The organism is Paenibacillus sp. LHD-38, assembly GCF_031157315.1.
Classification (GTDB): domain Bacteria; phylum Bacillota; class Bacilli; order Paenibacillales; family Paenibacillaceae; genus Pristimantibacillus.
Genome location: NZ_JAVIFU010000022.1, coordinates 34,954 through 59,508, shown reverse-complemented (window position 1 = coordinate 59,508; position 24,555 = coordinate 34,954). Strand labels below are relative to the sequence as shown.

Below are 24,555 nucleotides of genomic sequence, written 5' to 3'. Positions count from 1 at the left end.
TAAGAGAAGATGGCAAAAAAAAATAATAGGGGCGTTATCCTTGGAGGTCTGCTGCTCGCCATTCTTATGGCATCGATGGATAATACCATTGTAGCAACAGCAATCGGCACGATCGTCGGGGACTTAGGCGGATTTGATAAATTGATGTGGGTGACTTCTGCTTATTTGGTAGCAGAGATGGCGGGCATGCCGATTTTCGGTAAATTATCGGATATGTACGGCCGCAAGCGTTTCTTCATTTTCGGGATTATTGTATTCATGGCCGGCTCTGCCTTATGCGGTACGGCGAGCACAATCGAACAGCTGATTATTTATCGCGCGATTCAAGGTATTGGCGGAGGGGCTCTCATGCCTATCGCATTTACGATCATGTTTGATGTGGTTCCTGCGGATAAACGCGGCAAGATGGGCGGCTTATTCGGCGCCGTATTTGGTCTATCCAGTATTTTTGGCCCGCTGCTCGGGGGTTACATTACGGATTATATCAATTGGTCTTGGATCTTCTACATCAACTTACCGCTGGGACTCATTGCATTTGTTATGATTGCTTTCTTTTACAAAGAGTCGGTCGAGCATTCCAAGCAAAAAATCGACTATCTTGGCGCATTTACGCTTGTAGCCTCAATCGTTTGCCTGATGTTTGCGCTTGAGCTTGGAGGCAAGGAATATGCTTGGGATTCCAGTATGATTTTAGGTTTATTCGCCGCTTTTGCGGTACTGATCATTGGTTTTATTTTTATCGAACGCCGTGCCGAGGAACCGATCATCACCTTCGGCATGTTCAAGAATCGTCTCTATACTACGAGTAACATAATGGCAATGTTTAGTGCTGCAGCGTTTATTACTGCCTCTGTCTACATTCCAATCTTTATTCAAGGCGTACTTGGCGGCTCGGCTACGAATTCGGCGCTAGTTTTGCTTCCGATGATGCTCGGGTCCGTCGTCACTGCCGCGGGTGGCGGTTCCTTCCTTGCTAAGTTTAAGTACCGCTCTATCATGATTCCGACATTAGCGCTGCTTGTCATCGGTATTGCTCTCCTTACCACATTAACGACCGGTTCTTCGCGCTTCATCGTCACGGTCTTTATGATTTTGGTCGGTTTAGGAATCGGCGCGTCATTTTCCGTATTAAGCAATGCGGCGATCCATGGCTTCACTGCAAGGCAGCGCGGCTCTGCAAGCTCTACGCTTAACTTTATGCGATCACTGGGTATGACGCTGGGTATAACGGTATTCGGTATTATTCAGAGTCATGTGTTTATGAATAAATTGGCTTCCATGTTCGGCAGCGGTGCCCAAATGCCGGAAGGCGTCGATCTAAGCGATCCTCGTAAAATCTTAACACCGGAAACGCGTGAAAAAATTCCTACTGAGGTTCTTGATAAAATTATTGAGGCGCTCTCCGCTTCAATTGTCCATACCTTTGCTTGGGCAATCATTCCTTCTGTTATCGCTCTGGTGGCAGCATTGGCCATGAGCAAAGAGAAATTTGACCCAGCAGCCGAACTTAAAGAATATTCAGCTTCACATTAACTAAGATGGTTTCGGAACTAACGTGTGCAGCTGCTCCGTATTGAATAATAAGCTACGGGTAGAAAAATTAAACAACGCCTTCCATCTACTTGTAAATAATGGTACATTATGGGTATTGAGATTCGAGGAGGTCTAATTTGAAACGTTCATCCTATAATCCATTTAGTGACGCGACGCTTCACCTTACCGTGAATCAAACTCCAAATTATTCACTTGAAGATAGGACGCCCTTTAACGATGTAATCAAACATGGCGATATTATTTCAGGCTTCCAAATACCCAAGCAGCTCGGCCATTATCCGAAGTGGTTTCTGAATCCTAAGAGAATCTTAGCGACTATCTCTTTACTTGCAATCGCCTGGGTATTTATGGGTCAAGTGATTCAAGTGATTCAAGTGATTACCGCTATTTCAATAGGGCAGTAGCATTGTAACGCAAACACGTAAGCGAGTTTGTCGTAAAATACAAGAAACCGGATTCCCATGTAACATACAGGGTCCGGTTTTTTTAAAAATATAAGAAAGTATAAATTTTAACGTTATACTATGCTTATATTTCATCGCGAAACGAGCTTTTGCCGCCAAGAACGGCGTCAGCCGTTTACGCTTGCGTGCAATGAAGTGCTCTGGACACCATTCACCAATTATAGAATTTCATCAACGGATCGTTTTTTTACGATATCCATAACATAAATACCTAAATCATCATAACTCATTGTATTTAACTTCTGTTTGAAAGTCTCTGGAATGGTCTCTTTTTCAAAAATTCCTTTGATAATATCAATGACCAAATCAACTCTAGCCTGATGCCGATCCTGAGTGTTAATACTCATTCATTTCGTTCTCCTGTTCTAGATAAATGTCGTTCTCACTGGCTATACCTATAGCGTAAATAGATGATTGCCGATTTTCTTGGTGGCTGTTCGCGTCTTGAACCAAACCGATTTGGAGATATCCGGATTAAAGTAGAACAACGCATTGCCGGTCGGGTCCATTCCTTTTACCGCAGCTTTAGCGGCCTTGAATGCCGTTTGATTCGGGATAAGCCAGTACTGACCGTCTTTTACGGCTGAGAAAGCATTTGGCTCCATAATGACTTCTTTTACTGTTTTCGGAAACTTTGAAGACTGGAGGCGATTCATTACGACCGCACCGACTGCCACTTGGCCTTTATAATCTTCCCCTCTAGCCTCGGCATAAATGACACGCGCAAGCATGGAAAGCTCTTTTTTGTTGACTGACAATTTTTTGAGCTTTGCCCATGTTTTCGGTCCTACAATGCCGTCTCCCTGAAGTCCATTATTTATTTGAAAACGTTGGACCGCACTGCGGGTGCCCTTACCAAAGCTTGTATCTATAGGTAAATGGTAATAACCCATTGTCTGAAGCCGGAACTGCAGATCCGGTATGGCCTGTCCTTCGCTGCCGATTTTCAAGACGGTCGAAGCATCTACCCTGTGATTTGTGGCGGTTGCGGTAACTAGTATGAGTAGAGCGAATAGAGCCAGAAATCTGTACATGATGATTGAATCCCTCCGTTTGCGAATAATAGGTAAAGTATTGAATAGCTTAGAGCGTTTATTCTAGCACAGCATGAATAGGATAATCTTGTTAAGATTTTCTCATCTACACCCCCCCTGAAAAAAATGAAATGCATCGAATTATTATTATATTTAACGAACGATTCGGTACTAAAATAATTTAAAATCGTGGATAACGGATAGTAGGTGTGTATTATGCAGGGTGATATTGAATTAGCAATGGAAAAAATTGAGCAGCTTAATTTTCGTAATCAAAGAGCCATGATGGAATTAGTAAAAAAAAGTCTAAAATTAAATGATGATGAGTTTACTAAGGAGTTGCTTGTAGCATACGCTCATCAAAACCCTATACATATTTTAGAGGTGGCAGTTGCTCTGCAATATGAAGAAATTATAAAGGCGCTGCCAGATAAATTTTCTTAGTCAAGGAGCAGGTTGTCTAGAAAGCTGCTCTTTTGTTTTGGCTTAATTCTCTAAAGATTAGGAAAGTTGAATAAACACAAGTGAACCAGTTCCCAATGGGGGACTGGTTTCTTAAATTAAAAGGATTGGCGGCGGTCATTATAGGGGCAGAGCAGAGGAGCGCAATGTCTGGGGGATATCGAATTGGCTGCACCTATAACTGGCAGCAACAGCTGCGGCAGTTTAGGACTTTGTTTTCGCTTCCTACTCCGCCGCTGTTTCTTTTATCGTATTAGTTTAGAGCTGGGGTAGATAAATCTTTTATGTTATTAACATTCACGAACTCGCGTGCTAGTTATGGCACCTATACTTCATTCGAATCCAAGGTTTTCATGTTTTTTCTATACTGGTTTGGTGAAATTCCGTAAACTTTTTTAAAGGTTCTTATAAAATGAGTGTTATTTTCAAAGCCAATCGATTCACTAATGTTATGGATCATTAGATCAGAATAGGTAAGAAGTTCAATCGCTTTATTTAATTTAATCGTTTGAATGATTTCTATAAAAGTAAGGCCGGAGGTCGCTTTAATAAGCTTGCTTAAGTAGGATTCGGTAAAATGGAATTCGTTGGATAGTACCTTTAGGGTTACCGTTTTAAAATTATTTTGCATATAAGTTAGAATGGGAAGCAGCTTTTCACTTTTTGGCAGGCTCTTGGGCAGCACAGCTTGACCTTCATATTCTCTCAGTAAATAACTGAAGAATAGCATTAATAGATTATACAGAATATTGGCCGAATATTTTTGGCTCTCATGATGTTCAATAAACAGCTGGGAAAGGATGTCTTTCAGTTTTTGATCCCTATTCGTTCTGAAAATAATGTAATTGCTATAATCCTCGGTATACAGCACTTTTATAAAAAAAGATGAGAGTACGGTTTCATGTTTAAGTATTTCTAGAAAAGTATCATTAAAAGTGCTTCTTTTTATTAATACATTTAAGATAATGCTATCATTAAAAACCTCGATTGTGTGCTCCACCTTCGGTGGGATCAAGCAGAGATCGCCTTCCTGCAAATCAATCATTTCCCCATTAATTTCTTGCTTGCAATCACCTGAGTAAACATAAATCATTTCAAAAAATTCATGTCTATGTTTAAAACTCGGTGTATATCTATTATGTTTCAGAATTAGGATGTCAGCATTATAGCTCAAAGAAAAATAATCTTCTTCTTTTATAATCGTTGAACTTGAATGCAATTCAGGAATGACAAGATATCTGTCTTTTATGAGTTCCATGTCTAAATTTTGCATAAAAGCTTGAAACGTTTCACTGTCGTTTTTGGAAAAGTAGTATTCCCGGTAAAATAACTCATCTTCCGTATATTCCTTTAACCTCTTATCCAGCTCTTCTAGTTTCATTCTGTCCCTCCAGGAAGATCCCTCCAAATTCAAGGCTTCTTCAATTTGAATTCTAACGCAGCGGTAGAGCATAAAATGTCAACTTTTGAAGGACGATTATGTTAGTGATTTTAAAATTTATTCCTATATTATAAAGGTAATCAGATTAATTTCCAATCTATTGAAAGCGTATTAATGTCAATTTGATGAGTCGTCGGCAGGTGGGAGGAGGACGATGTGCTGCAGCAGATATCGAACGACATGATCATCCTGTCTGTTCGATGTCGGATAGAAACATCACAGACTGAATTCAGAAGGGAATCATGGAAATGACAGTTAACAAGGAAATGGTAGCCGTTGCAGAGAAGCTGACGCCCGAGCTTATACAGGGTGCAGCTGAGCCTAAGGGGAGTATCGAAGTAATCGCTGACGAAAACGCAATTCAAGGCTGGCGTGTTGAGCCCAAGCGGGATCCGCAGGAGTGGAAGGAGGGGGCTTACGGTAAAGGAGACAGCTTCGTCCTCGATTTTGGCGATCATCTGGTTGGATATTTGTCCTTTTCGGTGCGGCCGGTAGGCAGCCCCCCGGATGCGCCGCTTAAGCTGAAGCTGGTCTTCGGCGAAATGCCGTGTGAAATCGGCGAGCCTTTCGAGAGCTACGATGGCTGGCTTAGCAGCTCATGGCTGCAGGAAGAAACGATGTTTGTAGACATTCTACCTGCAGAAATTAAGCTTCCCAGACGTTATTGCTTCCGGTATCTCAAGGTAGAGGTGCTTGATACTTCTGGAAAATACAAAGCGGCGTTCGACCAATTTGTCTGTACGACGGTGACCTCAGGTGATGTATCCAAGGTGGAAAGCCTGCCGGAAAGCCTGCCGGAAGATTTGAAGCTGATGGACCGCATTGCGGTCAAGACGCTTCAAGACTGCATGCAGACAGTGTTCGAGGACGGACCCAAGCGCGACCGGAGACTGTGGATCGGCGACTTGCGCCTCCAGGCGCAGGCCAACTACTACTCCTTCCGGAACGATGAACTAATCAAGCGTTGTTTGTATCTTTTTGGCGGTATGCGTTTGGAGGACGGGGCTGTGGGCGCATGCATATTTGAGAAGCCGCACCCGCATGTTGACGACGTCCGATTCTTCGATTACTCCTTGTTCTTCGTCGCCTGCCTATATGACTATTACGAAGCTGCCGAAGACCGCGAGACGCTCGAGAAACTCTGGCCGGTTGCAATGAAACAACTGGAAATCGGAATTGACAAGCTTGATGAGCACGGAATCGTGAAGCTCGGCGTATCCAATGGGAGCTTTATCGATTGGCAGTCGGAGCTGAACAAGGAGACGCCTTCTCAGGGTGTTTTGATCTATTGTTTGAAGCGGGGGATGGCTCTGGCCGCCACGTTGGGTCTCGAGAAGGAACGAGCCTATATCGCCGACCAGATCAACCGGACGACAAAGGCCGCCCTTGACCACCTCTGGGAAAACGATTTGGGCGTCTTCATCAGCGGTGCCGATAAACAGGTGTCATGGGCGTCTCAAGTGTGGATGGCGCTTGCTGAAGTGCTGCCGCAGGAAGAGAATGCCGCGCTGATGGATCGCCTATTTACACAGCCGCCCGCCATTGGAATGACGACGCCTTATATGTTCCATCACTTGATTGAGGCGCTTTTTCTTGTCGGGCACCGGGACAAAGCGATCGAACAGATGCGCGCTTATTGGGGGGAGATGGTACAGGACGGCGCGGACACCTTCTGGGAGCTATACAATACCGAGGACAAGAAGCTTTCACCGTACGGAAGTAACCTGATCAACAGCTACTGTCATGCTTGGAGCTGTACGCCGACATACTTTATTCGGAAATATATGATCTAGAACAAAGACCGCCGGCAACGGTGGCCTTCGTTCGGCGCGCAGAATTGAAGGTATAAGCAAGGAGGATTACATGGAAATGGTAACAGCATCAAAGACGACGACTCCGACAAAAATGGAGAAAAGCAAACGATTCTTGCGGCTCTCTCTGCAAAATCGATATTTGTATGCCATGTCACTGCCGTTCGTCATCTGGGTATTCGTGTTCAGCTATCTTCCGCTTTGGGGCTGGACGATGGCTTTTCAAAAGTTTCGTCCGGGGCGGTCATTCTGGGAGCAGGAGTGGGTCGGGTTCGATCACTTCAAAGCCTTATTCCAGGATGACATGTTCTACACGGTCATGCGCAATACGCTGGCCATGAGCTTTATGGGGCTGATCGCAGGATTCGCGGTGCCGATCATCTTCGCGGTCATTCTGAACGAAGTCAGGCACATGTTTTTCAAACGATTCGTGCAAACGGTTTCATACTTGCCTCACTTTGTATCCTGGGTCGTCGTCGCAGGAATCGTGACGAAAATGCTTTCGACCGAGAACGGCGCCGTCAACGATATGCTCATGTGGCTCGGTCTGATTCCCGAACCGATCCAGTTCATGGCGAAGGGTGAGCTCTTCTGGGGCATCGTCACGGTATCCGACATTTGGAAGGAAACCGGTTGGAACGCGATCATTTATCTTGCGGCCATTGCGGGTATCGGTCCGGAGCTGTACGAAGCGGCGAAGGTCGACGGAGCGAACCGGATTCGGCAGATCTGGCACATTACGCTTCCGGGCATTCGTTCGACGATTATTATTCTTCTCATCATGTCGATCGGTCACCTGATCAGCATCGGCTTCGAGAAGCAGTTCCTGCTAGGCAACAACCTTGTGCGCGATTACTCGCAGGTGCTTGACTTGTATGCGCTGAATTACGGCCTCGGCATGGGACGATTTTCATTTGGTACGGCGATTAACATTTTCAACTCGGTTGTCAGCGTTCTGCTGCTGTTTGCTGCGAACGGCATTTTCAAGCGGGTTACCAAAGAAAGCATTATGTAAGGAGGGTGCATCATGCAAACCAAACGAATGCGCCAATCGGTACCTATCTCGGACAGGCTGTTCGACATCATTATCTATCTGTTCATTTCGATTCTAACTATCGCTACGCTTTATCCGTTCCTTAACGTCGCGGCCGTCTCGTTTAACGATTCGACCGACAGCGTGCGCGGCGGTATTACGATCTACCCGCGGCAGTTTACGCTGGAGAACTATAAAGTCATTTTCGCTTATGAGGGTCTCGCGACAGGCTTCAAGAACTCCGCACTGCGGACAGTGCTCGGCACGATTGTCGGTCTGATCAGCGCGTCGATGGTGGCCTTTACGCTGAGCCGCAGCGATTTTCAGGGCAGACGGTTCGTCTCCGTCTTCCTCGCGCTGACGATGTATGTGTCCGGCGGCTTGATCCCGGGCTTCCTTCTCATCCGCGACCTCGGCATGATGAATACGTTCGCCGTATACATTCTTCCGGGCCTGGTCAGCGCGTTCAACGTCTTTGTGATCAGGTCGTTCATCGACGGGCTGCCGTATGCGCTGCAGGAGTCGGCCAAGCTGGACGGTGCGAACGACTTCACGATCTACTGGCGCATCATTCTGCCGCTGACGAAGCCGGCGCTCGCGACGATCGCGTTGTTTCTCGCGGTCGGCCAGTGGAACTCATGGTTTGACACGTACTTGTTCAATTCGTCTGCGGAGCATCTGACGACGCTCCAATATGAGCTGATGAAGGTGCTGCAGAGCACGCAGGCAAACACGGATTACCGGTCGCAGAACATGTCTATGCTCATGTCGCGTATCTCGCCGGAATCCGTAAAGATGGCCATCACGATGGTCGTCACGCTGCCGATTCTCGTCGTCTATCCGTTCCTTCAGAAGTACTTCGTGAAAGGCATGACGCTCGGCGCGGTTAAGAGCTGAACGATCGATCTCGGTATTGGCAGGGCAACCTGTTTATCCAATACAAGCTTCTACAATACAAATAGGAGGGTTCAGTATGAACAGAAAGAAGAAGTGGCCGGGCATCCTGCTTACGGCCACGATGCTTGCGGGCTTGCTTACGGGCTGCTCCGGCAACAACAATACCGAGAACGCCGGGAATTCGGGTAAGACCGATAACGGCGCAACCGTCGGAACGAATGGCGGCAATGCAGAGGGCGAATCGCTCAAACCGATTACGTTCAAGTTCTATGGCGCGGATGAAAGCCCGAACTGGCAGAACATGCAGGATCCGGTAAGCAAGGAAATGACAAAGGCTACGGGCGTTACGCTTGACGCGGAATTTGCTGTCGGCGACTCATCCCAGAAAATAGCCCTCATTTCCGCATCCGGCGATTATCCGGACCTGATCAGCCCGAAGGGAGAGCTGAGCAAACTGGTCGAAGCAGGAGCAATGATCGATCTGACGGATTTGATCGAAGAGCATGCCCCGAATTTGAAGAAACTGTTTGGCGACCAAATTAAGCGTCTCCGCTACAGCAAAGAAGATCCGTCCATTTACGTCATTCCTACGTACTCTGCCGTAGGCGGCGGTCCTTTTGACGCAGCAGGCGGCTTCCAGCTGCAGCACCGCGTCGTCAAGGAGCTCGGCTATCCGCAGATCCGTACGGTGAAAGACTTCGAGAACGCCGTCAAGGCTTACCTGGAGAAACATCCGACGGATGAGAACGGCAACCCGAACATTGGCTTGACACTGAACGCGGACGATTGGCGGATGCTCATCTCTGTCACTAATCCGGCCTTCTGGACGACAGGTGCTCCGGACGACGGGGAATACCATATTGACATCGATACGCAGGAAGTCACCTATCATTACCGCCGTCCGGAGGAGAAGGAATACTTCAGGTGGCTGAATCACATGTATACGGAAGGCCTGCTCGACAAGGAAAGTTTTGTGCAGAAGTATGACCAATACAAGGCGAAAATCGCGTCCGGCCGTGTCCTTGGTCTGAGCGACCAGAGCTGGGATTATGCAGACGGCGAGAATGCGCTGAAAGCGGAAGGAAAGTTTGAATACGGCTACGGCCACTACCCGGTCTCATTGTCGGAAGAGTTCAAAGAAGGATCGCAATGGCCATCGGGTTTCATGGCCGGTTGGGGCGTCGGTATCACGGTGGATAACCCGGATCCGGTCCGCGCGATCAAGTTTCTGGATTTCCTAGCTTCCGAACAAGGACAAGTTCTCATCAATTGGGGTGTCGAAGGCCAGCACTATAATGTCGAGAACGGTAAGCGAGTCATTCCTGCCGACGTGCTGGAGAAGAAGAAAAACGATCCGACGGGTTTCCAGAAGGAAAGCGGAATAGGTTTCTATGGAGCCATAGGCGCTCACTATGGCGACGGCGTCAAAGATTCGACAGGCAACTACTACACTACGAGCTTCCCGGAACAAATCGTGGAGACTTACAACGACGTCGAGAAAGAAACGCTTGCGGCTTACAAAGCGACGACATGGTTGGATCAGTTCCCGAAAGCGGAAGAGCTCCCGGTTCGTCCGTGGGGCGCGGCGTGGAATATCACCGTTCCGGCCGACAGTGAAACGAACATTTTGCAAGAGAAGATGAAAGGAATTACTTTTAAACGAATCCCGCAAGCCGTTCTGGCGAAGCCGGGAGAATTCGACAAGTTATGGGACGCTTATCAGCAGGAACTGACCGATGCTGGCGTTGAGAAAATGGAAGACGGGTACGAAGTGCTCGTAAAAGAACGCGTCGAGCTTTGGAACGATTAAACGAATGCCGTAACGACGGGGAGTCCGTGCAGCGGGCTCTCCTCAATTAGTCTGGTTCAACGACGAAGAAGCGAAAGGTTGATTCTACTCATTTTTCAGTACTGCTTGAACATCAATTAATAATTTATGGGGTGAATAATTATGAAAGCTAAATTTACGAAGAACCATTTGATCTTAAAGTCATTTTTGGCGATGGCTGTACTATTTATTTCTGTCATTCCCTCTACATCGGCCAAGGCAGCAGACAATGTGATCCGGGTTGATGCGTCGTCGGTTATGCATACTATACCCGCAGACATCTACGGTAATAATATGGCAATTTGGGAAGGAAGCTTAAATGGAGAGGATGCAACCGTAAACAGCCTGATGGCTGCTTCAGGGCAAAAGGTGATTCGCTATCCCGGCGGTTCCTATTCTGATATAGCGGCCTGGGATACGATGGGTACGCCAAATTCACCCAATTTATCGTGGACGGTGAGTCATGAGGGGTCTATAAAATTTGCTAAAGCTAGTGGTGCGACTCTTCAGCCGATCGTGAATTTTGGAGGCTTATGGGATAATACACAGCACACGCATGAAGAGGCTGTTCAGAAGGCAGTCGATTGGGTCATCGATATGAATGTAACAAGAAAGTTGAATATCAAAAATTGGGAGATCGGCAACGAAATATTTGGGCCATGGGAAGATGGACATACGAACGGAAGAGACTATGGGTTAAAGTTTGCCAATTTTTATAAAGCCATGAAGGCAGTGGATCCAACCATTTCCATAGGTGCTGTGGCCGTTGAGTATGATGACGGCGCGGAGTGGGGAGGGGGTTACCAGTGGTGGATGCGAGATATGCTTACTGCAATGAAGGAAACGGGTGTCATTCCGGATTTTCTTATTATCCATACGTATCCAAACGGTGATAGAACGATATCCACAGAGACAGATCGCAAGATATTAGGTTATGCCGATCAAATCGGTCCAATTACAAGTCAGCTTAATACGATGATCGGCAAGTATTTGGGAGATCAGTATGTCGGAAAAATCAAGTTTAAAATGACGGAATATAGATTAGGTGGTTCGACCCCGCATATGTTCACCTTTGTCGATACTTTATTTAATACAACTTATATGATGGAGATGGCCAGGTATGGCTGGACCGGTGCGAATATTTGGAATATTAAAAACGGTATGGATCAGGAACTTGGCGGTGATTTCGGAATGATATCCAATCCTGAGAATAAGGTGAGGTCAACCTATTATATCTTCCCGCTGCTTACAAAGTTTGGCAGTCGGATGGTATCGGCATCTGCTACGAATTCTTCTGTCAGAACTTATGCCAGCAAGGATGAGGAGGGGAATTTGACCATTCTCATGTTGAATAACTCCTTTGAAAATGATTTAGCCACTGAAGTTAATATTTCAGGATTTAAAACCGCCCAAAAGGGTGAAAAATGGCTGTTGGAATCCGTGACCAAGGATTCATCCACCCCTATACAGCAGGGCACTTCCGTAAGACTCAACGGTGTTGTTGATCCGGAACCTACCTCTGTCATAAATACGGCTGGCATTACGATTAAAACAGGCTCGAAGTTCATCATCTCGCTGCCAAAATGTTCCATCACCATTGTTAAAATACCCGCATCTAAGCCTAAAACCAAATAAAGACCGAATCGGTAAGAACGCGTCCTTTAGGCTGAAGGGCGCGTTTTCTTTTGCTGATAGGGAAGTTTACGCTAATCGTCCAAAAAGGATTATGAAAAAAAATAAACAGCTTGACTTTTAGTCGAGACCATACAGGTACTTGACAGCCGTGTGCTATATTGAAAAAAAATAACTAGCTTACTAAACATACAGAGGAGGCAGCTAATGTTTTTATACAGCAATCGAAATTATGAAGGAGTAAACTTTGGCACACAAGATTTAAGGTATGGCGAGATAATAAGCTGTACATTTAATCGCTGCTCGTTTTCTAACGGATCACTAGAGGAGATTGCATCCAGCAACTGCCGTTTTATTGAGTGTGATTTTCGCGGAGCATTGTTAAATGGCTCCATCCATAAAGAATCCGCGTTTGAAAATTGTTACTTTAACGGAGCTAATCTATTTGTGACGAAATTTGATAAATGCAAAATGACGGGATCTGATTTTTCCGGCTCCAATTTGGATGGGATCACAATTTTTCAAGGCGATTGGTCGTATACAAATATGAGACATACGAGATTAATTAGTCAGGACATGCGCGGGGTTAAATTTTATGAAGCAGACTTGTCAGGAGCCAGTTTAAAAAAAGCCGATTTAAGAGATTGTGATCTGACCATGGCGATACTGGCAAAAGCGAAGTTACAAGGTGCTGATGTAAGAGGGGCTAAAATGGAAGGAGTGGACTTTAAAACATTCAGCATTATAGGTATGAAAATGGATAGAGAGCAATCTGTATTGTTTTCGCTTTCTCATGGTGCCAAAGTAGGTTAATGAAAAACGTCTACAATTGTAAAGTGGAGGGGAAAAGATCATGAATTATGATGAAGGGGGAGAAGGATGAGAGTCGAAACATGTGGACTGGTTCCATGGAATTCGGGTCACACATCCGCGGGGTTAAATAACATTCCCAGTAACAAATTAATTGTTAACGGTGTTTGTATATCCGAAAACTTACCTGATGCTATCGGCAGTGATAATCTAATTCAAATCGATATATGCGGTGAATGTTTCACCAGGGGCTGTACCGATGACGGATACGTTCAGGTTTTTGAAATAGACGGTATTGTGATTTGGAAAAAACCTTATCAAAAGGGATATGAAATAAGCTCCGCGAGTGGATTAAATGCGGGAACAATTTATTGGAATTCGGCTATGTATGCTTCGTTTTTAACTAGGCTAGGTTGGACCGATGACCATAAGAGTATAGGTTTGCCGATCGATCAAGTCATCGATTTGTGGCGGATAAATGCGGTTAAAACGATATTTCCTCTTGCCTCTTCCAGAGTTATTGGTTTTGAGCGTATGGAAGAGGAGATCATGGGATTCTATTCTACAGATTGGACTGCAGAACAATCTAAGGAAATCTACTTGTCTGCTAAGGAGAGGCTGCTAACAGCAGAAAGTTCAAACCTATCGATTATTGAACTATCAGAAACTGCTGTGAAAATCGTAGCGATGTTGGATACAAATCCATACCAAGAATGGAACTGTATCTACTATGAAAACGGAGTTGAATTGTTTCCTATAGGCGATAATTTAGCGGTGCGCTTAGGGGAATAACTGAATGCAGATTCAGATATTCAATCATGCTCCAGTAATTTAATCGTATAAAAACGGTGGGCTGTCCCAAATGTCAGAATGACTGACTGTGGGACAGCTTTTTTTTGCTTAATATGTTTTAAGAGCTGTCTCTTTACAGCGCCCTCATGCTATTGTTCCTCGGATTGTGTTCGACTTCAGCAAGCCCTAATGCTTCCATCAACGGCGGAACATACATGCCAAATCTGCCGCGAAAACCTTTTTTTAAGCCGTACCAACCGCCTACCGGATTTTCAGGAGCACGCCCCCAAGCTTCGACTGTCCCTTCTTTCGCTGGCTTCTGTTCATCAGCGCTGCCTAGTTCAATCCAGTCCCCGTGCTGCTTGAGCATAGCGGTTAAGTCATCAATGCAGCGATAGTCATAATGCAAAATGGTTTTACCTACCGTGCATACGATAATGGCTTTGCCATCTTTTTCGTCTTTGTACATTTCATATTCGGAAGTTAGAGGTGGTGTCTTTAATTTCCAAGGATTTTCTTTGGTACCGAGCGCTGTCGACATATTTTTGCTCCTTTGCTTTTCTTTATCTTTACCCCTACAGAATATCACAAAAAGACACGGATTAGTTTAGATGCCTCAGGTGAGAATATATCCGATGAGCTCATTTGGTAATTTTAATTTAAGTTGACACTTAATTAAGTAAGTGCTAAATTAATATCATGATCGATAAAGCCATTCAAGCGATAACGGAACCTAGGCGCAGAGATATTTTACATCTCGTTCGTGACGGGGAACTGACCTCGAGCGCCATTGCGTCGCATTTTGACATTTCAGCACCTGCTATATCGCAGCATCTTAAAGTTTTAGAAGAAGCGGGACTCGTCGTTGTGAGGCGAGCCGGGACCAAACGATTTTATGGCATTAGGAGGGAAGGGTTCGCCGAATTGATGCAGTACATCGAGAGCTTCTGGGATGACAGCTTGCTGCGCTTGAAGGAAGCCGCGGAAGAAGAGGAAAGGAGAAAACATGACAATGAACAGCAGTGACACAATTAAGAAAGAGATATTTATCGAATGCCGCCCGGAGACATTGTTCTCGTTTTTTACCGATCCTGATAAATTAGTTCGATGGATGGGGCGTCAAGTATTGCTCGATCCAAGTATCGGCGGAAAATATCGCATTGATGTTAACGGAAGTGACATTGCGATGGGCGAATATAAGGAAATCATTCCTAACGAGAAAATCGTCTTGACGTGGGGTTGGGAGAAATCGAAGGCGGTGCCTCCAGGATCCAGTACCGTTGAATTCAGATTAATCCCTAAAGACAACGGAACTCTTCTGGTATTGACGCACTACAATCTGCCGGAAGCGGAAGTTGCCTCACATGTACAAGGCTGGACTCACTACATGCCTCGCTTGCAATCGATAGCAGAGGGCAAAGATCCAGGAGCCGATCCGTGGTCTGAGCAAGCTATGCATTAATATAAAATCAACATTATAAATAGGATCAAAGGAGATTATGAAGCAAATGACTTTAATGAATGCAGTGATTCGTCAAGAAATTATGTTTCAGGCTCGTCCTGAGCGTATTTACGAAATCCTTACCAGCAGCGAGCAATTTAGTAAGGCAGTCGGCGGAGCTCCGACTGATATTACCCCAGAAGAAGGCGGAATGTTCTCTTGTTTTGGAGGCATGATTTTGGGACGCAGCATCGAGCTCGTACCTAACAAACGTATTGTACAAGCATGGCGCGTAGCGAATTGGGAGGAGGGCGTTTACTCCATAGCCAAATTCGAGCTCAAGGAGCAAGGCTCCGAAACCGTGCTGGCATTTGAACATTCCGGTTTCCCGGAGGGGCAAAGCGAGCATCTTACATCCGGATGGCACACCAACTACTGGGAACCTATTCAGAAATTATTAGCTTAATTTGTTGAAGCGGCGCGCGATTCTTATGCGCGCTTTTTATTTTTCATAGGAGGCAGGAGACATGGTAGATGTATTAACTGAGATAATCATAAATTGTCCTGTTCGTAAAGTATCGGAATACGCGGCTAACCCGGTCAACGCGCCTGAATGGTATGTCAATATCAATTCCGCGGAATGGCAGACACCAAAGCCGCTCGAGAGGGGTTCAAAAATTGCGTTTAAAGCAGACTTTCTTGGAAAACAACTTTCCTATGTGTATCAAATCGCTGAATACATACCGGGAAAAAAGCTTGTCATGAGAACGGCTGACGGACCTTTTCCCATGGAGACGACGTACACCTGGGAATCAAACGATGGACAAACCACGCGGATGACCTTACGAAATAAAGGCAACCCAGCCGGTTTCTCACTTTTATTTTCTCCTTTTATGTCTTTGATGATGAAGAGGGCCAACAATAAGGATTTGAAAAAGATCAAATCCATATTAGAGAACGTTCGTGATAAACCTACCTATCCATTAACATAGGACCGTTATTGATGCCAAAGAAGCGATAAGACAGCCATTTTAATGGCCATCTTATCGCTTTAATATTAAGATGACAGTTTAGTGGGATCAATCCCTTTTGGGAATGTTTCTTCAAAGCAATTCTTTTCCTCGTATAAGTTATACCAAACTTCTGCAATGACGTCTGGATCGCCTGCTGTACCTGCTTGTATGAAAGTTCCGATTGAAAGATGCCCTACAAATATGCCTTTTTCTTTTAGCTCATTGTGCAGGTTTGTCGCATAGTTACGAATACCCGACATTACGATTCCTCCATTCCCTACCATAGGCAACGGGAACATGGAAGATAATCCTGTTGTAAATAAAATCGCGCCTGAGCGATTGTTTAGCATGTCCGGCAATACTTCGTTTACAGAAAGAACCGCAGGTAGCAAATAGCTGTTTACTTGTTCCATGATGCTCTCAGGCGTTGTTTCTAAGACGTTTGTGAAAGTAGTCCATCCCGCATAAGGGCTAAATTCGAGTACATCAATTCGGCCAAAATCCTGTTTAGCAGCCAGTAAGGCATGTTTTAATGCGGTCAAATCAGTAACATCCGCGGCATAAGACCGCACTTCAATGTTCAGCTTTATTAGTTCGTTCACGATCATTTCTAGTTTCTCGGGGTTACGAGAAATCGCAGCAACCTTAAATCCGTTCTCGCCGAATTTTTTCGCAAGAGACAATCCTAACCCAGGTCCTGCACCAATGATTGCAATAGTTTTCATTTTAATTTTGCTCCTTATTTGTGATATATTTTAAAGCAACGCGTGTTGTTTTAATAAGCATAAAACCAATACTGAAACAGAACAACCAACAATAGTGAACGAATGTTGCTATAGCAACAATATTGAAAAATTGTCAGGTGGGATGAAGAAATTGGGAACAAAAGTAAGGAATATACGAATGACACCGACTAAGCAGTTTTTGATTAATGCCTTTGTTAACTTAGTGAATGAAAAGGATTTCGACAAAATATCAATAGCAGATATAACAAATGGAGCACAGGTGAATCGTGCTACTTTTTATGCACATTTCAATGACAAGTACGAATTGTTGGATTACATTATTAATGATTCAGCAGCTGCTGTGATTGAAAAACGCACATTAGGAGTGGTAAAGTTCGATCAGAACAATATCGTTCAACTCGTTCTAGCTGTATGTGATTTTCATCAACAACCGAATATTCAATGTCGCCGCAGCTACTTAAGCCTTGCACCGCAATTGAAAGAAAAAATGTTAATGGAGTTAAAAAATTATTTGCTGAGAAGTTTAGATAACATATTATCCGATTCAGAGAAAAGTTTTTACGTATCTATTTATGCCAATATCATACACGAGGCTGGATATTTATGGGCTTCTGGGTATACAACGTTTGATAAAGAGGAAGTAGCCAAGAAAGCCTCGTTATTAATAGCAGGAGATCATTCTAAAATATCGGAGGGAGAATGGTTATAAACCAGCATGAAACGATAACGGATGGTCTATTTTAAAAATTGACTTCTATGTACCAAAAACGAGATAATTAGATAAAGCCAACGCGTATAAACATCGTACTATGAAAGCTTAACATGGAGGTGCAGCAATGAGTGGTATGAAAAAAACCTTAGGCATCGCGGTCGGCAGCTATGCAGTCGGACTTGTTGTTTATTGGGTTACTTCTCCCTATATAGCGATTGCCATACCCGCTGTCGGTTTGTTAGTCGCACTGTCATTAAGGCAGCGCGGCAGGAAAGAAATCAACGATCCAACCCGCGAGCCTGAGCTTCAGCACAGACCGCAAAACACGCCAATCCAACAGCAAGGCGCAGGTTCCACAGCACCAGCACAAGCGCCGCAGGCTGTACAAGCTGTTCCAGCAGCTTCCAGCACGCAGCCGATATTAGATCCGGAGCTGGCTTCTGCGCTAGAATACATCGGTATTATTGAAGATATGATTTTACTCGAAGGCAAGCAAAACAATTTAGACGATGAGATCGTGCAGAAAGCACTTGCTTTGCTCTCGCGCCTAAATCGGTTAATTCCGGATTTAGTCGAGCTGGGCGATGCCAGCATTAATCACAATATCGTTCGGCTGGTGAGGAAGGATCTGAACTCGACCATTAATCCCTTTCTGCGGCTAAGCGGCGAAGCGAAACGCCAGAACAGGCGGCTTTTGCTGGATGGCATTAAGGACGTCGATTCGAAGCTTACCTTTTATACGAAAACGATTGAACAGAAGGACCTGATGGAGCTGCGTACGAAGGCTGAATTAATACAACAACGTTATCGTCTTACCGACTAATGAAGGGGGAAACTAGCCATGTCACAACAACTCGTGCAATTGAAAAATGAAGATCTCCAGAAGCTGGAGCAAGAAGTGCAAGTCACGATGCAGAAGGTAGCGACAACGGATGCGATGCATCTGGACACGCTGATGGATGAAATTACGAAAAAAGGCCAAAAGACGCTAGAGCGCTCGGGGCAGACACTAACGATGCTGGAGCGGCCGTTGTCGGATCTGATGTCAGGGAAGCGCTCTGAGGTTGCGAACAATATGCTCAAGCTGCGCAGCGAGGTTGAGGATTTGAGCCGAAGCAAACAGCTTACGCTCGTGCAGAAGCTGCTGCGCAAGGCGCCGATGAAGGCTTACATTTATAAGTACCAGTCAGCCAAGTCGAACGTGCAGGTGATCGTGAAATCATTGCGCGACGGCCGTGACAATCTCGAAGAGAACGTCGTGCATATGAGAAACCTGAAGCGCAGCAGCCTAGACAACGTCTATGACCTCCAGCTGCTTGTCGAATACGGCAACCGTCTCAAAAAAATGTTCGAGGATGAGATTGCAAAACCGGAAAACGAGCACCGGAAAACCTATTTGGAGCGCGGGCTGCGGAAGGTTGTTACGAAGCTGCAGACATACACGGAAATGATCATGCTTTATCAGCAGGCCATTGCGGCAACCGATATTATTAATGACACGAATGATAAGCTGATGGACGCGCTCGACAGCTCGATTGATAAAACACAGCATTTGATGTCGGTATCGGTATTGATTGCCAGCGCGATTGACGATCAGATGAAAGCGATCGAAGCGGTCAATTCCACGAATGAGATGCTTGGCAACCAATTTGCCGAGAATGCTCGTCTCTTGAACGAGACAAGCGAGAAAGCGAACCAAGCGTTGACTAAGCCGGCTATGAGCATGGAGCTTGTAGAGCGCGCGATGTCTGATCTATTCTCGGCGATGGACAAGTATGAGAACTCCAACCGCCAGATCATTCAAACCGTTTCCCAGCAAACGGAGAAGATGACCCAAATCAATCAAAAGGTTGGCCAGCGCCTAGGTATTCAAGCCGGATCTGGAGCTAGCCAGACAGAGCTGCCGGCATCGGTGGCCAAGGGCTTTTTGGAATAAGAAGACACATAGATACAAGCGTACAGCGACCGCATGGGACTTGAAATAAAGTCCTGGCGGCCGCTGTTTTTTATTAGAAGCGCCGCTAATGTTCAGTAATAAAAAAGTGTGGAACCGCTGAATTCAGTCACGATGATGTAGATGTCATCGTGACTTTCTATATAACTACTGCTCCGTATGGTTGTTAACAGATAGTCGATAGTCGGAGGGGGAGATGTCGTGCACCAGCTTGAATTTGCGAAAGAAATAATTAGGGTCAAGGAATCCGACGGCCGTAGCGATTTCCGATGCCTTTAATGCTGTAACGGCCAGCATCTTCTTGGCATGGTTTAGTCTGATACGGTTGAGATAATCGTTGAAGGATTGTCCTGTTTCCTTCTTGAACAATCTTCCCAGATAGACGTTGTTTACATTGAAATGCAGCGATAGCAGCTGCAAGGATAGCTCCTCGCTATAGTTTTTCTGTACATACCGCTCAACCTGTCTGGTTATCGGGTTCTGTGAGATCAGGTCAATTTCCTGGTCTGTATCAAGCAGCACATTATTATTGCACAGCCCCAGCGCTTCGCTATACGATTCATGCAGCAGGCGAGGCATGCAGGTGACCTTCCCAAAGTAATTGACCCATGGTGTTTTCAGGATCTCGCCATACCGCTTGGAAAGGTCAGTCATCCAGTTATGATTACTTGCGCTGAAGCAGTCGGCATCATTGCCCTCGTCTGTGAACAGCACAATAATTTGCCTATGCTCATTTAGAAAGGCAATTCCACGGCCGCTTTCCTGCAGCACCTCTTCCACACTATTGAGGATAGCAAATGAGCGATATTGTTCCTCATTCCGGGTCAGCTCGCCTTCCCGTCGATCACGCCAATCAATGATACAAATTTGGTATCGTTCATTCATTAGCAGAGGCAATTGCAGAAATTTCAGCTTCTCACGCAGCTGATCATACTGAATCCGGTTTTGCACCCAGCGAAGCAATATATTATTTTTCAACAATTGAAACGATTCCCGCTGCATTTGCTCGGCTATATATTGCCCCTGGAAGCGCTCGGTGCAGGACGCTATAATTTCAGTAAGCTCTGAGGCATCAATAGGCTTGAGCAAATAATCTTCGACTTGATGTTTCATTGCCTGCCGCACATAAGCATATTCATTGTACCCGCTTAGAACAACGATTGAGGTATTCCAGTTTCTTAGCCTGATCTGCTCTATCAGATGCAGCCCGTCCCCCTTGGGCATACGAATGTCTGTAAGCACAATATGTGCCTTATACGCCTCCATAAGCTCCAGCGCTTCATAAGCGCCCTCTGCCTCGGATAATCGGGTAATATTAAGCGCTTTCCAATTAATTAACCGCTTCAAGCCTTCTCTAATATATTGATCGTCATCGACAATTAATAGACTTGTCATATAAAACCTCCTCAAGAAAGCTGGCTAACGTTTATATGGGAATATCATGGTCAACTGAAAGGGTTGAGTCTCGGATGGGTTCTCGGGCAGAGACAAGCCGTACTCATTGCCGTAATAATGCTTGATGCGCTCGTGAATATTTTTAAGTCCCAGATGCTGCTCGGGGAATGTATTTGCGGTTTGCAGCAAATGCTGCAAACGGCTATGCTCCTCTGCAGAAATATTTTTGCCGTTGTTATGGATTTCGATAAAGAGCAGATGGGACTCTCTCTTAATCGTTACTGTAATAACAGGATTATCATATTGCTCCAGCTGGCCATGCTGGATCGCGTTCTCAATGACAGGCTGCAGAGTGAACTTGAGCATGAAGCAGTTTTCCAGATTGAGCTCAGAGATCACCCGCAGTTCGATTCGGTTGGACTTGCCAAGCATAAGCAGCTCTAAGTAGTAGGTGGTATGCGCCAGCTCCTCCTGCACCGAGATGAGGTCGTCAGTGGGCTGGAGCATCCAGCGATACAGCCGGCCAAGATGGTAGAGCTTCTCCGCCAGAAAGGGCTGCTCACTAATAACAGCCTGCATGCGCAGGGACTCCAATGTATTGTATAGAAAATGAGGATGAATCTGGGTTTTTAAAGCAATAAACTCGGCATTGCGCTCCCGAATTTCGGCTATGTACACCTGACTGATATGATTTTGCAGCTCTTGCGTCATCCGGTTGAAGCGAAGCATCAGATCGCTGATTTCATCCTCACCGTTTACGGGCATCAACTGGGTGAAAGGGTTACGCTGGACCTTCTTGAAGTGTTTGCTCATCTGGTTAAACCGCCCAACGATAAACCGCTGAATAAGATGAATAATAATAATGCATACGAGCCAGCTTAGGCCAAGTATGAAGAGTATGCGGACCGCGATGTCCGATAGCTTGCTTTGCAAATTGGATTTGTAGCTGATGCCTAAAATCTCGATTTGGTATTGATCAATGGTGAGCCGCGAGATTAGATCATCGGATACGTTCCAGTCGGATTGTCCATCCGGCCTGCTATCCAGCAGCATTGCGTCCTTCTGCTTAATGATAAGTCTGTAGTCCGAGCTTTGGGAATCGAACTCATTCGTCATGGTGAGTGTATTCAAGGTAACGAGATGATAACCGTACACCTGCTCGGGATGAATGCTCGTTGGATTATAGATTGGATTGACGATATATAGCATACGGTCAGCGGGTGCCAGCAGCTGTTCGGAACTTCCGAAATAGGGATGCTGATAAGTTTTTGGGAACGATTCGAAAAACTGCTTATACGGATACGAGGGATTGACGCGATACTTTTGCTGCTGCGATTCAACAAACAGTCGCTCATCCTGCAGACGGTACATCATAACCGCAGAAGTATAAGGGTTACGGGAAAGCATATGCGTCATCACGTTTTTAATATAATTTAGTTCGGTTATCGCTTTCCTGTCTTCCCTATTCGCAGGAATATTTTCAGGGAGGAACAACTCGTACACACTGGTCTGCATGTTGCTATTCTGATAGAGGCTCATAGAATCATATTTGAACCGCTCCATGATATCGAGCAATTGAATTTTTAGCTTTTCTGTGCGAAAGGTCAGCAGTTCAAGCTCTTTTTTCTCCAGAATCGAGTAGAAGTTATTGTAGACGACGAGGCCAAGCAGTAAAAATACGATAAGCAAGGCTGCGCCAATACCAATATTCAGCTTCCGAAATATAAATCTGCCGATCCATTCACGATACAAGGTCTTAATCCACATGGAGCCGACTCCTTTGGTGTTGACAGATTCAGGCTTAACACGGTTGTTCATTCATCTAACGCCATTTTATGAACAAATTTAAAGCGCTGTCAACTGTTAAGCGGAAAGTGGCTGAACCAAGGCAAAGCGGGAGACGGGTGCAAAATCCCTTTCATCTTGCGAACATAAGAGTCATAAAGATACAATTTTTCCAGTAAAGCTATGTTTTTTACTCTAGCGGCAGTTGTCCAAAGGCCAGATAGGTCAACGTTCAACTGAAGAGGGACGCAGCGTGCGATCAAGCTCGAAATGTAGTGTATTTGAAACCTCAAAAAGAAGTTTAATTGGTCTAGTGAAAGTAGTATTTATGCTGTGGCAACGTGTAACAACATCTTCCTATAATAGATTTGAGGTTACTAATCGAGACGAAGAGGTGGTCGAAATGAGAAAGTGGTTTGCACTATGTATGATCATGATGCTGGTTATGGTATTGGCGGCTTGCGGCGGCAATAGCGATAATAGCTCTGGCGGGAAAGAGTCCACACCAACCAAGTCAGCTGACAACAGCGAGGAGAAGGGTACGGATAAAGAAGCTGTCAAGGATGTTGAAATCATATTTCAATCATGGATTACTCCGAACCTGACGGTAGAATATTACGATCAATTGATTCAGAAGTTTGAAAGCGCTAACCCTGGTATCAAAGTAAAGCGCATTCAACCCCCAGCGAATGAGGGATCGCCTGACAGTTACCTAAAAACATTACTTGCATCCGGCGACTTTCCTGACGTTGTCCAGAACGCTACGATCCAAATGTTCGTAGATGCTGACGCATTGCTTGAAATTCCAATTGACGAGGATATTAAGAACATTAATAACTATGAGGCTGAGATGATTGAAGGCAAGCTATATAATATTTCGGCAATCAGACAGCCGCAATCTCTTATTTTCTATAATAAAAAGCTATTTGCCGAAGCTGGTATTACCTCCACTCCGAAGTCATGGGCGGAGTTGGAAGCGGCTGCTGAGAAGTTGAAGGCAAAAAATATTACACCGCTGCTGACGGCAGGCGACTGGACGGCTGGATTTACGTTCTCGGTAATGACATCCCCTAGCGTTTATAAGGACAATAAAAACTGGTACGCAGATCGCTTCGACAATAAAGTGAAGTTTACAGATGCGAACTGGAAGGAAGCGGCAAGCTATTATACCAATCTTGTTGAGAAGGGATACTTCAACAAGGGTGCTTTAAGCATCGACTACACAGCGGTTGAGCAGGAGTTTTTGAAGGGTAAGGGAGCGATGTATCCGATGGGCTCATGGTTCAGCGCGGCTGAAGCCGTTGCGGACAAGGACTTTGAGGTAGGCGTATTTGGAACACCTACAAAGGATGGCACGCAGTATCTGCTGGGCGGAGAGAATGCAGGCGGTTATGCGGTTGCCAAAAACAGCAAATACCCGGAAGAGGCTCTGAAATTTGCTAAATTTATGATGCTTGACTCGGAAGCCCATAAAGGCTACTTGCAGGCAGATGCTTTGTTCTCGAATTTGAAGGAGCCGCTCAAATGGGAGATGTCCGCATTGCAAACGGAAATTTACGAGCTGCTGCTTAACAACCCTCCGATGGTTGGTCATATGAACAATAAAGTCGGCAGAGTGCCTGTTGCAGGCATTCAGGATCAATACAACAAAGTGGCACAAAGTATTATGCTCGGTGATGTAGACGTCGAGAAGGGTATGAAATCACTGGACGAATATTGGGATAAAAACAATAAATAAAGCTGCGGCAGAA

Annotated in this window: 25 protein-coding genes; 18 read left to right on the top strand and 7 right to left on the bottom strand. The window is 45.3% G+C overall.

Annotated features, from left to right (window positions below; all coding sequences use genetic code 11):
- Nucleotides 1-9 precede the first annotated feature (9 nt).
- Complete coding sequence (locus RCO25_RS19205; protein WP_308997749.1) at nucleotides 10-1,533, top strand: MDR family MFS transporter; 1,524 nt, start codon at nucleotides 10-12, stop codon at nucleotides 1,531-1,533.
- 137 nt (nucleotides 1,534-1,670) lie between these two features.
- The gene (locus RCO25_RS19200) at nucleotides 1,671-1,958 is read left to right on the top strand and encodes a hypothetical protein (protein WP_308997748.1); all 288 of its coding nucleotides are present in this window, start codon (nucleotides 1,671-1,673) and stop codon (nucleotides 1,956-1,958) included.
- A gap of 218 nt (nucleotides 1,959-2,176) precedes the next feature.
- On the opposite strand, the gene RCO25_RS19195 is transcribed toward RCO25_RS19200, so the two are convergent.
- Nucleotides 2,177-2,365 (bottom strand): hypothetical protein, encoded by a 189-nt coding sequence (locus tag RCO25_RS19195; RefSeq protein WP_308997747.1) that lies wholly within the window; start codon nucleotides 2,363-2,365, stop codon nucleotides 2,177-2,179.
- 48 nt (nucleotides 2,366-2,413) lie between these two features.
- Nucleotides 2,414-3,052 carry a cell wall hydrolase gene (locus RCO25_RS19190; RefSeq protein WP_308997746.1) on the bottom strand — a complete coding sequence of 213 codons (639 nt, stop codon included), beginning with the start codon at nucleotides 3,050-3,052 and terminating at the stop codon, nucleotides 2,414-2,416.
- 216 nt (nucleotides 3,053-3,268) lie between these two features.
- Here RCO25_RS19190 and RCO25_RS19185 point away from each other — a divergent pair, with 216 nt between their 5' ends.
- On the top strand, nucleotides 3,269-3,496 hold the full coding sequence (locus tag RCO25_RS19185; protein WP_308997745.1) for a hypothetical protein: 228 nt from the start codon (nucleotides 3,269-3,271) through the stop codon (nucleotides 3,494-3,496).
- Between the two features lie 343 nt (nucleotides 3,497-3,839).
- On the opposite strand, the gene RCO25_RS19180 is transcribed toward RCO25_RS19185, so the two are convergent.
- Nucleotides 3,840-4,895 carry an AraC family transcriptional regulator gene (locus RCO25_RS19180; protein ID WP_308997744.1) on the bottom strand — a complete coding sequence of 352 codons (1,056 nt, stop codon included), beginning with the start codon at nucleotides 4,893-4,895 and terminating at the stop codon, nucleotides 3,840-3,842.
- 302 nt (nucleotides 4,896-5,197) lie between these two features.
- On the opposite strand from RCO25_RS19180, the gene RCO25_RS19175 reads away from it, so the two are divergent.
- From RCO25_RS19175 to RCO25_RS19145, 7 genes are all read left to right on the top strand, one after another.
- Nucleotides 5,198-6,748 carry an alpha-L-rhamnosidase-related protein gene (locus RCO25_RS19175; protein WP_308997743.1) on the top strand — a complete coding sequence of 517 codons (1,551 nt, stop codon included), beginning with the start codon at nucleotides 5,198-5,200 and terminating at the stop codon, nucleotides 6,746-6,748.
- 70 nt (nucleotides 6,749-6,818) lie between these two features.
- Entirely contained in the window at nucleotides 6,819-7,781 is a 963-nt protein-coding gene (locus RCO25_RS19170; protein ID WP_374992133.1) for an ABC transporter permease, read from the top strand.
- A 12-nt stretch (nucleotides 7,782-7,793) separates the two neighbouring features.
- Complete coding sequence (locus RCO25_RS19165; RefSeq protein WP_308997742.1) at nucleotides 7,794-8,696, top strand: carbohydrate ABC transporter permease; 903 nt, start codon at nucleotides 7,794-7,796, stop codon at nucleotides 8,694-8,696.
- Nucleotides 8,697-8,772: 76 nt separating this feature from the next.
- The gene (locus RCO25_RS19160; protein WP_308997741.1) at nucleotides 8,773-10,506 is read left to right on the top strand and encodes an ABC transporter substrate-binding protein; all 1,734 of its coding nucleotides are present in this window, start codon (nucleotides 8,773-8,775) and stop codon (nucleotides 10,504-10,506) included.
- 141 nt (nucleotides 10,507-10,647) lie between these two features.
- The gene (locus RCO25_RS19155) at nucleotides 10,648-12,159 is read left to right on the top strand and encodes a hypothetical protein (protein WP_308997740.1); all 1,512 of its coding nucleotides are present in this window, start codon (nucleotides 10,648-10,650) and stop codon (nucleotides 12,157-12,159) included.
- A gap of 204 nt (nucleotides 12,160-12,363) precedes the next feature.
- The gene (locus RCO25_RS19150) at nucleotides 12,364-12,969 is read left to right on the top strand and encodes a pentapeptide repeat-containing protein (RefSeq protein ID WP_308997739.1); all 606 of its coding nucleotides are present in this window, start codon (nucleotides 12,364-12,366) and stop codon (nucleotides 12,967-12,969) included.
- Nucleotides 12,970-13,035: 66 nt separating this feature from the next.
- Entirely contained in the window at nucleotides 13,036-13,758 is a 723-nt protein-coding gene (locus RCO25_RS19145) for a hypothetical protein (protein WP_308997738.1), read from the top strand.
- A 133-nt stretch (nucleotides 13,759-13,891) separates the two neighbouring features.
- Here RCO25_RS19145 and RCO25_RS19140 read toward each other — a convergent pair whose 3' ends face one another.
- Nucleotides 13,892-14,299 carry a DUF6855 family protein gene (locus RCO25_RS19140; protein ID WP_308997737.1) on the bottom strand — a complete coding sequence of 136 codons (408 nt, stop codon included), beginning with the start codon at nucleotides 14,297-14,299 and terminating at the stop codon, nucleotides 13,892-13,894.
- Nucleotides 14,300-14,457: 158 nt separating this feature from the next.
- Here RCO25_RS19140 and RCO25_RS19135 point away from each other — a divergent pair, with 158 nt between their 5' ends.
- The 4 genes from RCO25_RS19135 (at nucleotide 14,458) to RCO25_RS19120 (ending at nucleotide 16,191) form a co-directional block, all read left to right on the top strand.
- Nucleotides 14,458-14,784: an ArsR/SmtB family transcription factor gene (locus RCO25_RS19135; protein WP_308997736.1), complete on the top strand. Its 327-nt coding sequence runs from the start codon at nucleotides 14,458-14,460 to the stop codon at nucleotides 14,782-14,784.
- Complete coding sequence (locus tag RCO25_RS19130; RefSeq protein ID WP_308997735.1) at nucleotides 14,771-15,220, top strand: SRPBCC family protein; 450 nt, start codon at nucleotides 14,771-14,773, stop codon at nucleotides 15,218-15,220. Before RCO25_RS19135 ends, RCO25_RS19130 begins: the two co-directional genes overlap by 14 nt.
- A gap of 46 nt (nucleotides 15,221-15,266) precedes the next feature.
- On the top strand, nucleotides 15,267-15,665 hold the full coding sequence (locus tag RCO25_RS19125; RefSeq protein ID WP_308997734.1) for an SRPBCC domain-containing protein: 399 nt from the start codon (nucleotides 15,267-15,269) through the stop codon (nucleotides 15,663-15,665).
- Between the two features lie 61 nt (nucleotides 15,666-15,726).
- Complete coding sequence (locus tag RCO25_RS19120; RefSeq protein ID WP_308997733.1) at nucleotides 15,727-16,191, top strand: SRPBCC family protein; 465 nt, start codon at nucleotides 15,727-15,729, stop codon at nucleotides 16,189-16,191.
- A 65-nt stretch (nucleotides 16,192-16,256) separates the two neighbouring features.
- On the opposite strand, the gene RCO25_RS19115 is transcribed toward RCO25_RS19120, so the two are convergent.
- The gene (locus RCO25_RS19115) at nucleotides 16,257-16,937 is read right to left on the bottom strand and encodes an SDR family NAD(P)-dependent oxidoreductase (protein ID WP_308997732.1); all 681 of its coding nucleotides are present in this window, start codon (nucleotides 16,935-16,937) and stop codon (nucleotides 16,257-16,259) included.
- A gap of 151 nt (nucleotides 16,938-17,088) precedes the next feature.
- Here RCO25_RS19115 and RCO25_RS19110 point away from each other — a divergent pair, with 151 nt between their 5' ends.
- From RCO25_RS19110 to RCO25_RS19100, 3 genes are all read left to right on the top strand, one after another.
- Nucleotides 17,089-17,667: a TetR family transcriptional regulator gene (locus RCO25_RS19110; protein WP_308997731.1), complete on the top strand. Its 579-nt coding sequence runs from the start codon at nucleotides 17,089-17,091 to the stop codon at nucleotides 17,665-17,667.
- 127 nt (nucleotides 17,668-17,794) lie between these two features.
- Nucleotides 17,795-18,493: a hypothetical protein gene (locus tag RCO25_RS19105; protein WP_308997730.1), complete on the top strand. Its 699-nt coding sequence runs from the start codon at nucleotides 17,795-17,797 to the stop codon at nucleotides 18,491-18,493.
- An 18-nt stretch (nucleotides 18,494-18,511) separates the two neighbouring features.
- On the top strand, nucleotides 18,512-19,606 hold the full coding sequence (locus tag RCO25_RS19100) for a toxic anion resistance protein (RefSeq protein WP_308997729.1): 1,095 nt from the start codon (nucleotides 18,512-18,514) through the stop codon (nucleotides 19,604-19,606).
- 165 nt (nucleotides 19,607-19,771) lie between these two features.
- Here RCO25_RS19100 and RCO25_RS19095 read toward each other — a convergent pair whose 3' ends face one another.
- Nucleotides 19,772-21,019 (bottom strand): response regulator transcription factor, encoded by a 1,248-nt coding sequence (locus RCO25_RS19095; RefSeq protein WP_308997728.1) that lies wholly within the window; start codon nucleotides 21,017-21,019, stop codon nucleotides 19,772-19,774.
- A gap of 24 nt (nucleotides 21,020-21,043) precedes the next feature.
- On the bottom strand, nucleotides 21,044-22,786 hold the full coding sequence (locus RCO25_RS19090) for a sensor histidine kinase (RefSeq protein ID WP_308997727.1): 1,743 nt from the start codon (nucleotides 22,784-22,786) through the stop codon (nucleotides 21,044-21,046).
- Nucleotides 22,787-23,207: 421 nt separating this feature from the next.
- Between RCO25_RS19090 and RCO25_RS19085 the strand changes: the two genes are divergently transcribed.
- The gene (locus RCO25_RS19085; protein ID WP_308997726.1) at nucleotides 23,208-24,542 is read left to right on the top strand and encodes an ABC transporter substrate-binding protein; all 1,335 of its coding nucleotides are present in this window, start codon (nucleotides 23,208-23,210) and stop codon (nucleotides 24,540-24,542) included.
- Nucleotides 24,543-24,555: the final 13 nt, after the last annotated feature.

Bases quoted from the DNA above. Each gene is read 5' to 3' on its own strand.
- RCO25_RS19130 (WP_308997735.1), top strand. From the start codon at position 14,771: ATGAACAGCAGTGACACAATTAAGAAAGAGATATTTATCGAATGCCGC.
- RCO25_RS19105 (WP_308997730.1), top strand. From the start codon at position 17,795: ATGAGTGGTATGAAAAAAACCTTAGGCATCGCGGTCGGCAGCTATGCA.
- RCO25_RS19095 (WP_308997728.1), bottom strand. From the start codon at position 21,019: ATGACAAGTCTATTAATTGTCGATGACGATCAATATATTAGAGAAGGC.
- RCO25_RS19205 (WP_308997749.1), top strand. From the start codon at position 10: ATGGCAAAAAAAAATAATAGGGGCGTTATCCTTGGAGGTCTGCTGCTC.
- RCO25_RS19170 (WP_374992133.1), top strand. From the start codon at position 6,819: ATGGAAATGGTAACAGCATCAAAGACGACGACTCCGACAAAAATGGAG.
- RCO25_RS19155 (WP_308997740.1), top strand. From the start codon at position 10,648: ATGAAAGCTAAATTTACGAAGAACCATTTGATCTTAAAGTCATTTTTG.
- RCO25_RS19165 (WP_308997742.1), top strand. From the start codon at position 7,794: ATGCAAACCAAACGAATGCGCCAATCGGTACCTATCTCGGACAGGCTG.
- RCO25_RS19125 (WP_308997734.1), top strand. From the start codon at position 15,267: ATGACTTTAATGAATGCAGTGATTCGTCAAGAAATTATGTTTCAGGCT.
- RCO25_RS19150 (WP_308997739.1), top strand. From the start codon at position 12,364: ATGTTTTTATACAGCAATCGAAATTATGAAGGAGTAAACTTTGGCACA.
- RCO25_RS19175 (WP_308997743.1), top strand. From the start codon at position 5,198: ATGGAAATGACAGTTAACAAGGAAATGGTAGCCGTTGCAGAGAAGCTG.
- RCO25_RS19120 (WP_308997733.1), top strand. From the start codon at position 15,727: ATGGTAGATGTATTAACTGAGATAATCATAAATTGTCCTGTTCGTAAA.
- RCO25_RS19195 (WP_308997747.1), bottom strand. From the start codon at position 2,365: ATGAGTATTAACACTCAGGATCGGCATCAGGCTAGAGTTGATTTGGTC.
- RCO25_RS19100 (WP_308997729.1), top strand. From the start codon at position 18,512: ATGTCACAACAACTCGTGCAATTGAAAAATGAAGATCTCCAGAAGCTG.
- RCO25_RS19115 (WP_308997732.1), bottom strand. From the start codon at position 16,937: ATGAAAACTATTGCAATCATTGGTGCAGGACCTGGGTTAGGATTGTCT.
- RCO25_RS19180 (WP_308997744.1), bottom strand. From the start codon at position 4,895: ATGAAACTAGAAGAGCTGGATAAGAGGTTAAAGGAATATACGGAAGAT.
- RCO25_RS19085 (WP_308997726.1), top strand. From the start codon at position 23,208: ATGAGAAAGTGGTTTGCACTATGTATGATCATGATGCTGGTTATGGTA.
- RCO25_RS19090 (WP_308997727.1), bottom strand. From the start codon at position 22,786: ATGTGGATTAAGACCTTGTATCGTGAATGGATCGGCAGATTTATATTT.
- RCO25_RS19140 (WP_308997737.1), bottom strand. From the start codon at position 14,299: ATGTCGACAGCGCTCGGTACCAAAGAAAATCCTTGGAAATTAAAGACA.
- RCO25_RS19190 (WP_308997746.1), bottom strand. From the start codon at position 3,052: ATGTACAGATTTCTGGCTCTATTCGCTCTACTCATACTAGTTACCGCA.
- RCO25_RS19135 (WP_308997736.1), top strand. From the start codon at position 14,458: ATGATCGATAAAGCCATTCAAGCGATAACGGAACCTAGGCGCAGAGAT.
- RCO25_RS19145 (WP_308997738.1), top strand. From the start codon at position 13,036: ATGAGAGTCGAAACATGTGGACTGGTTCCATGGAATTCGGGTCACACA.
- RCO25_RS19185 (WP_308997745.1), top strand. From the start codon at position 3,269: ATGCAGGGTGATATTGAATTAGCAATGGAAAAAATTGAGCAGCTTAAT.
- RCO25_RS19160 (WP_308997741.1), top strand. From the start codon at position 8,773: ATGAACAGAAAGAAGAAGTGGCCGGGCATCCTGCTTACGGCCACGATG.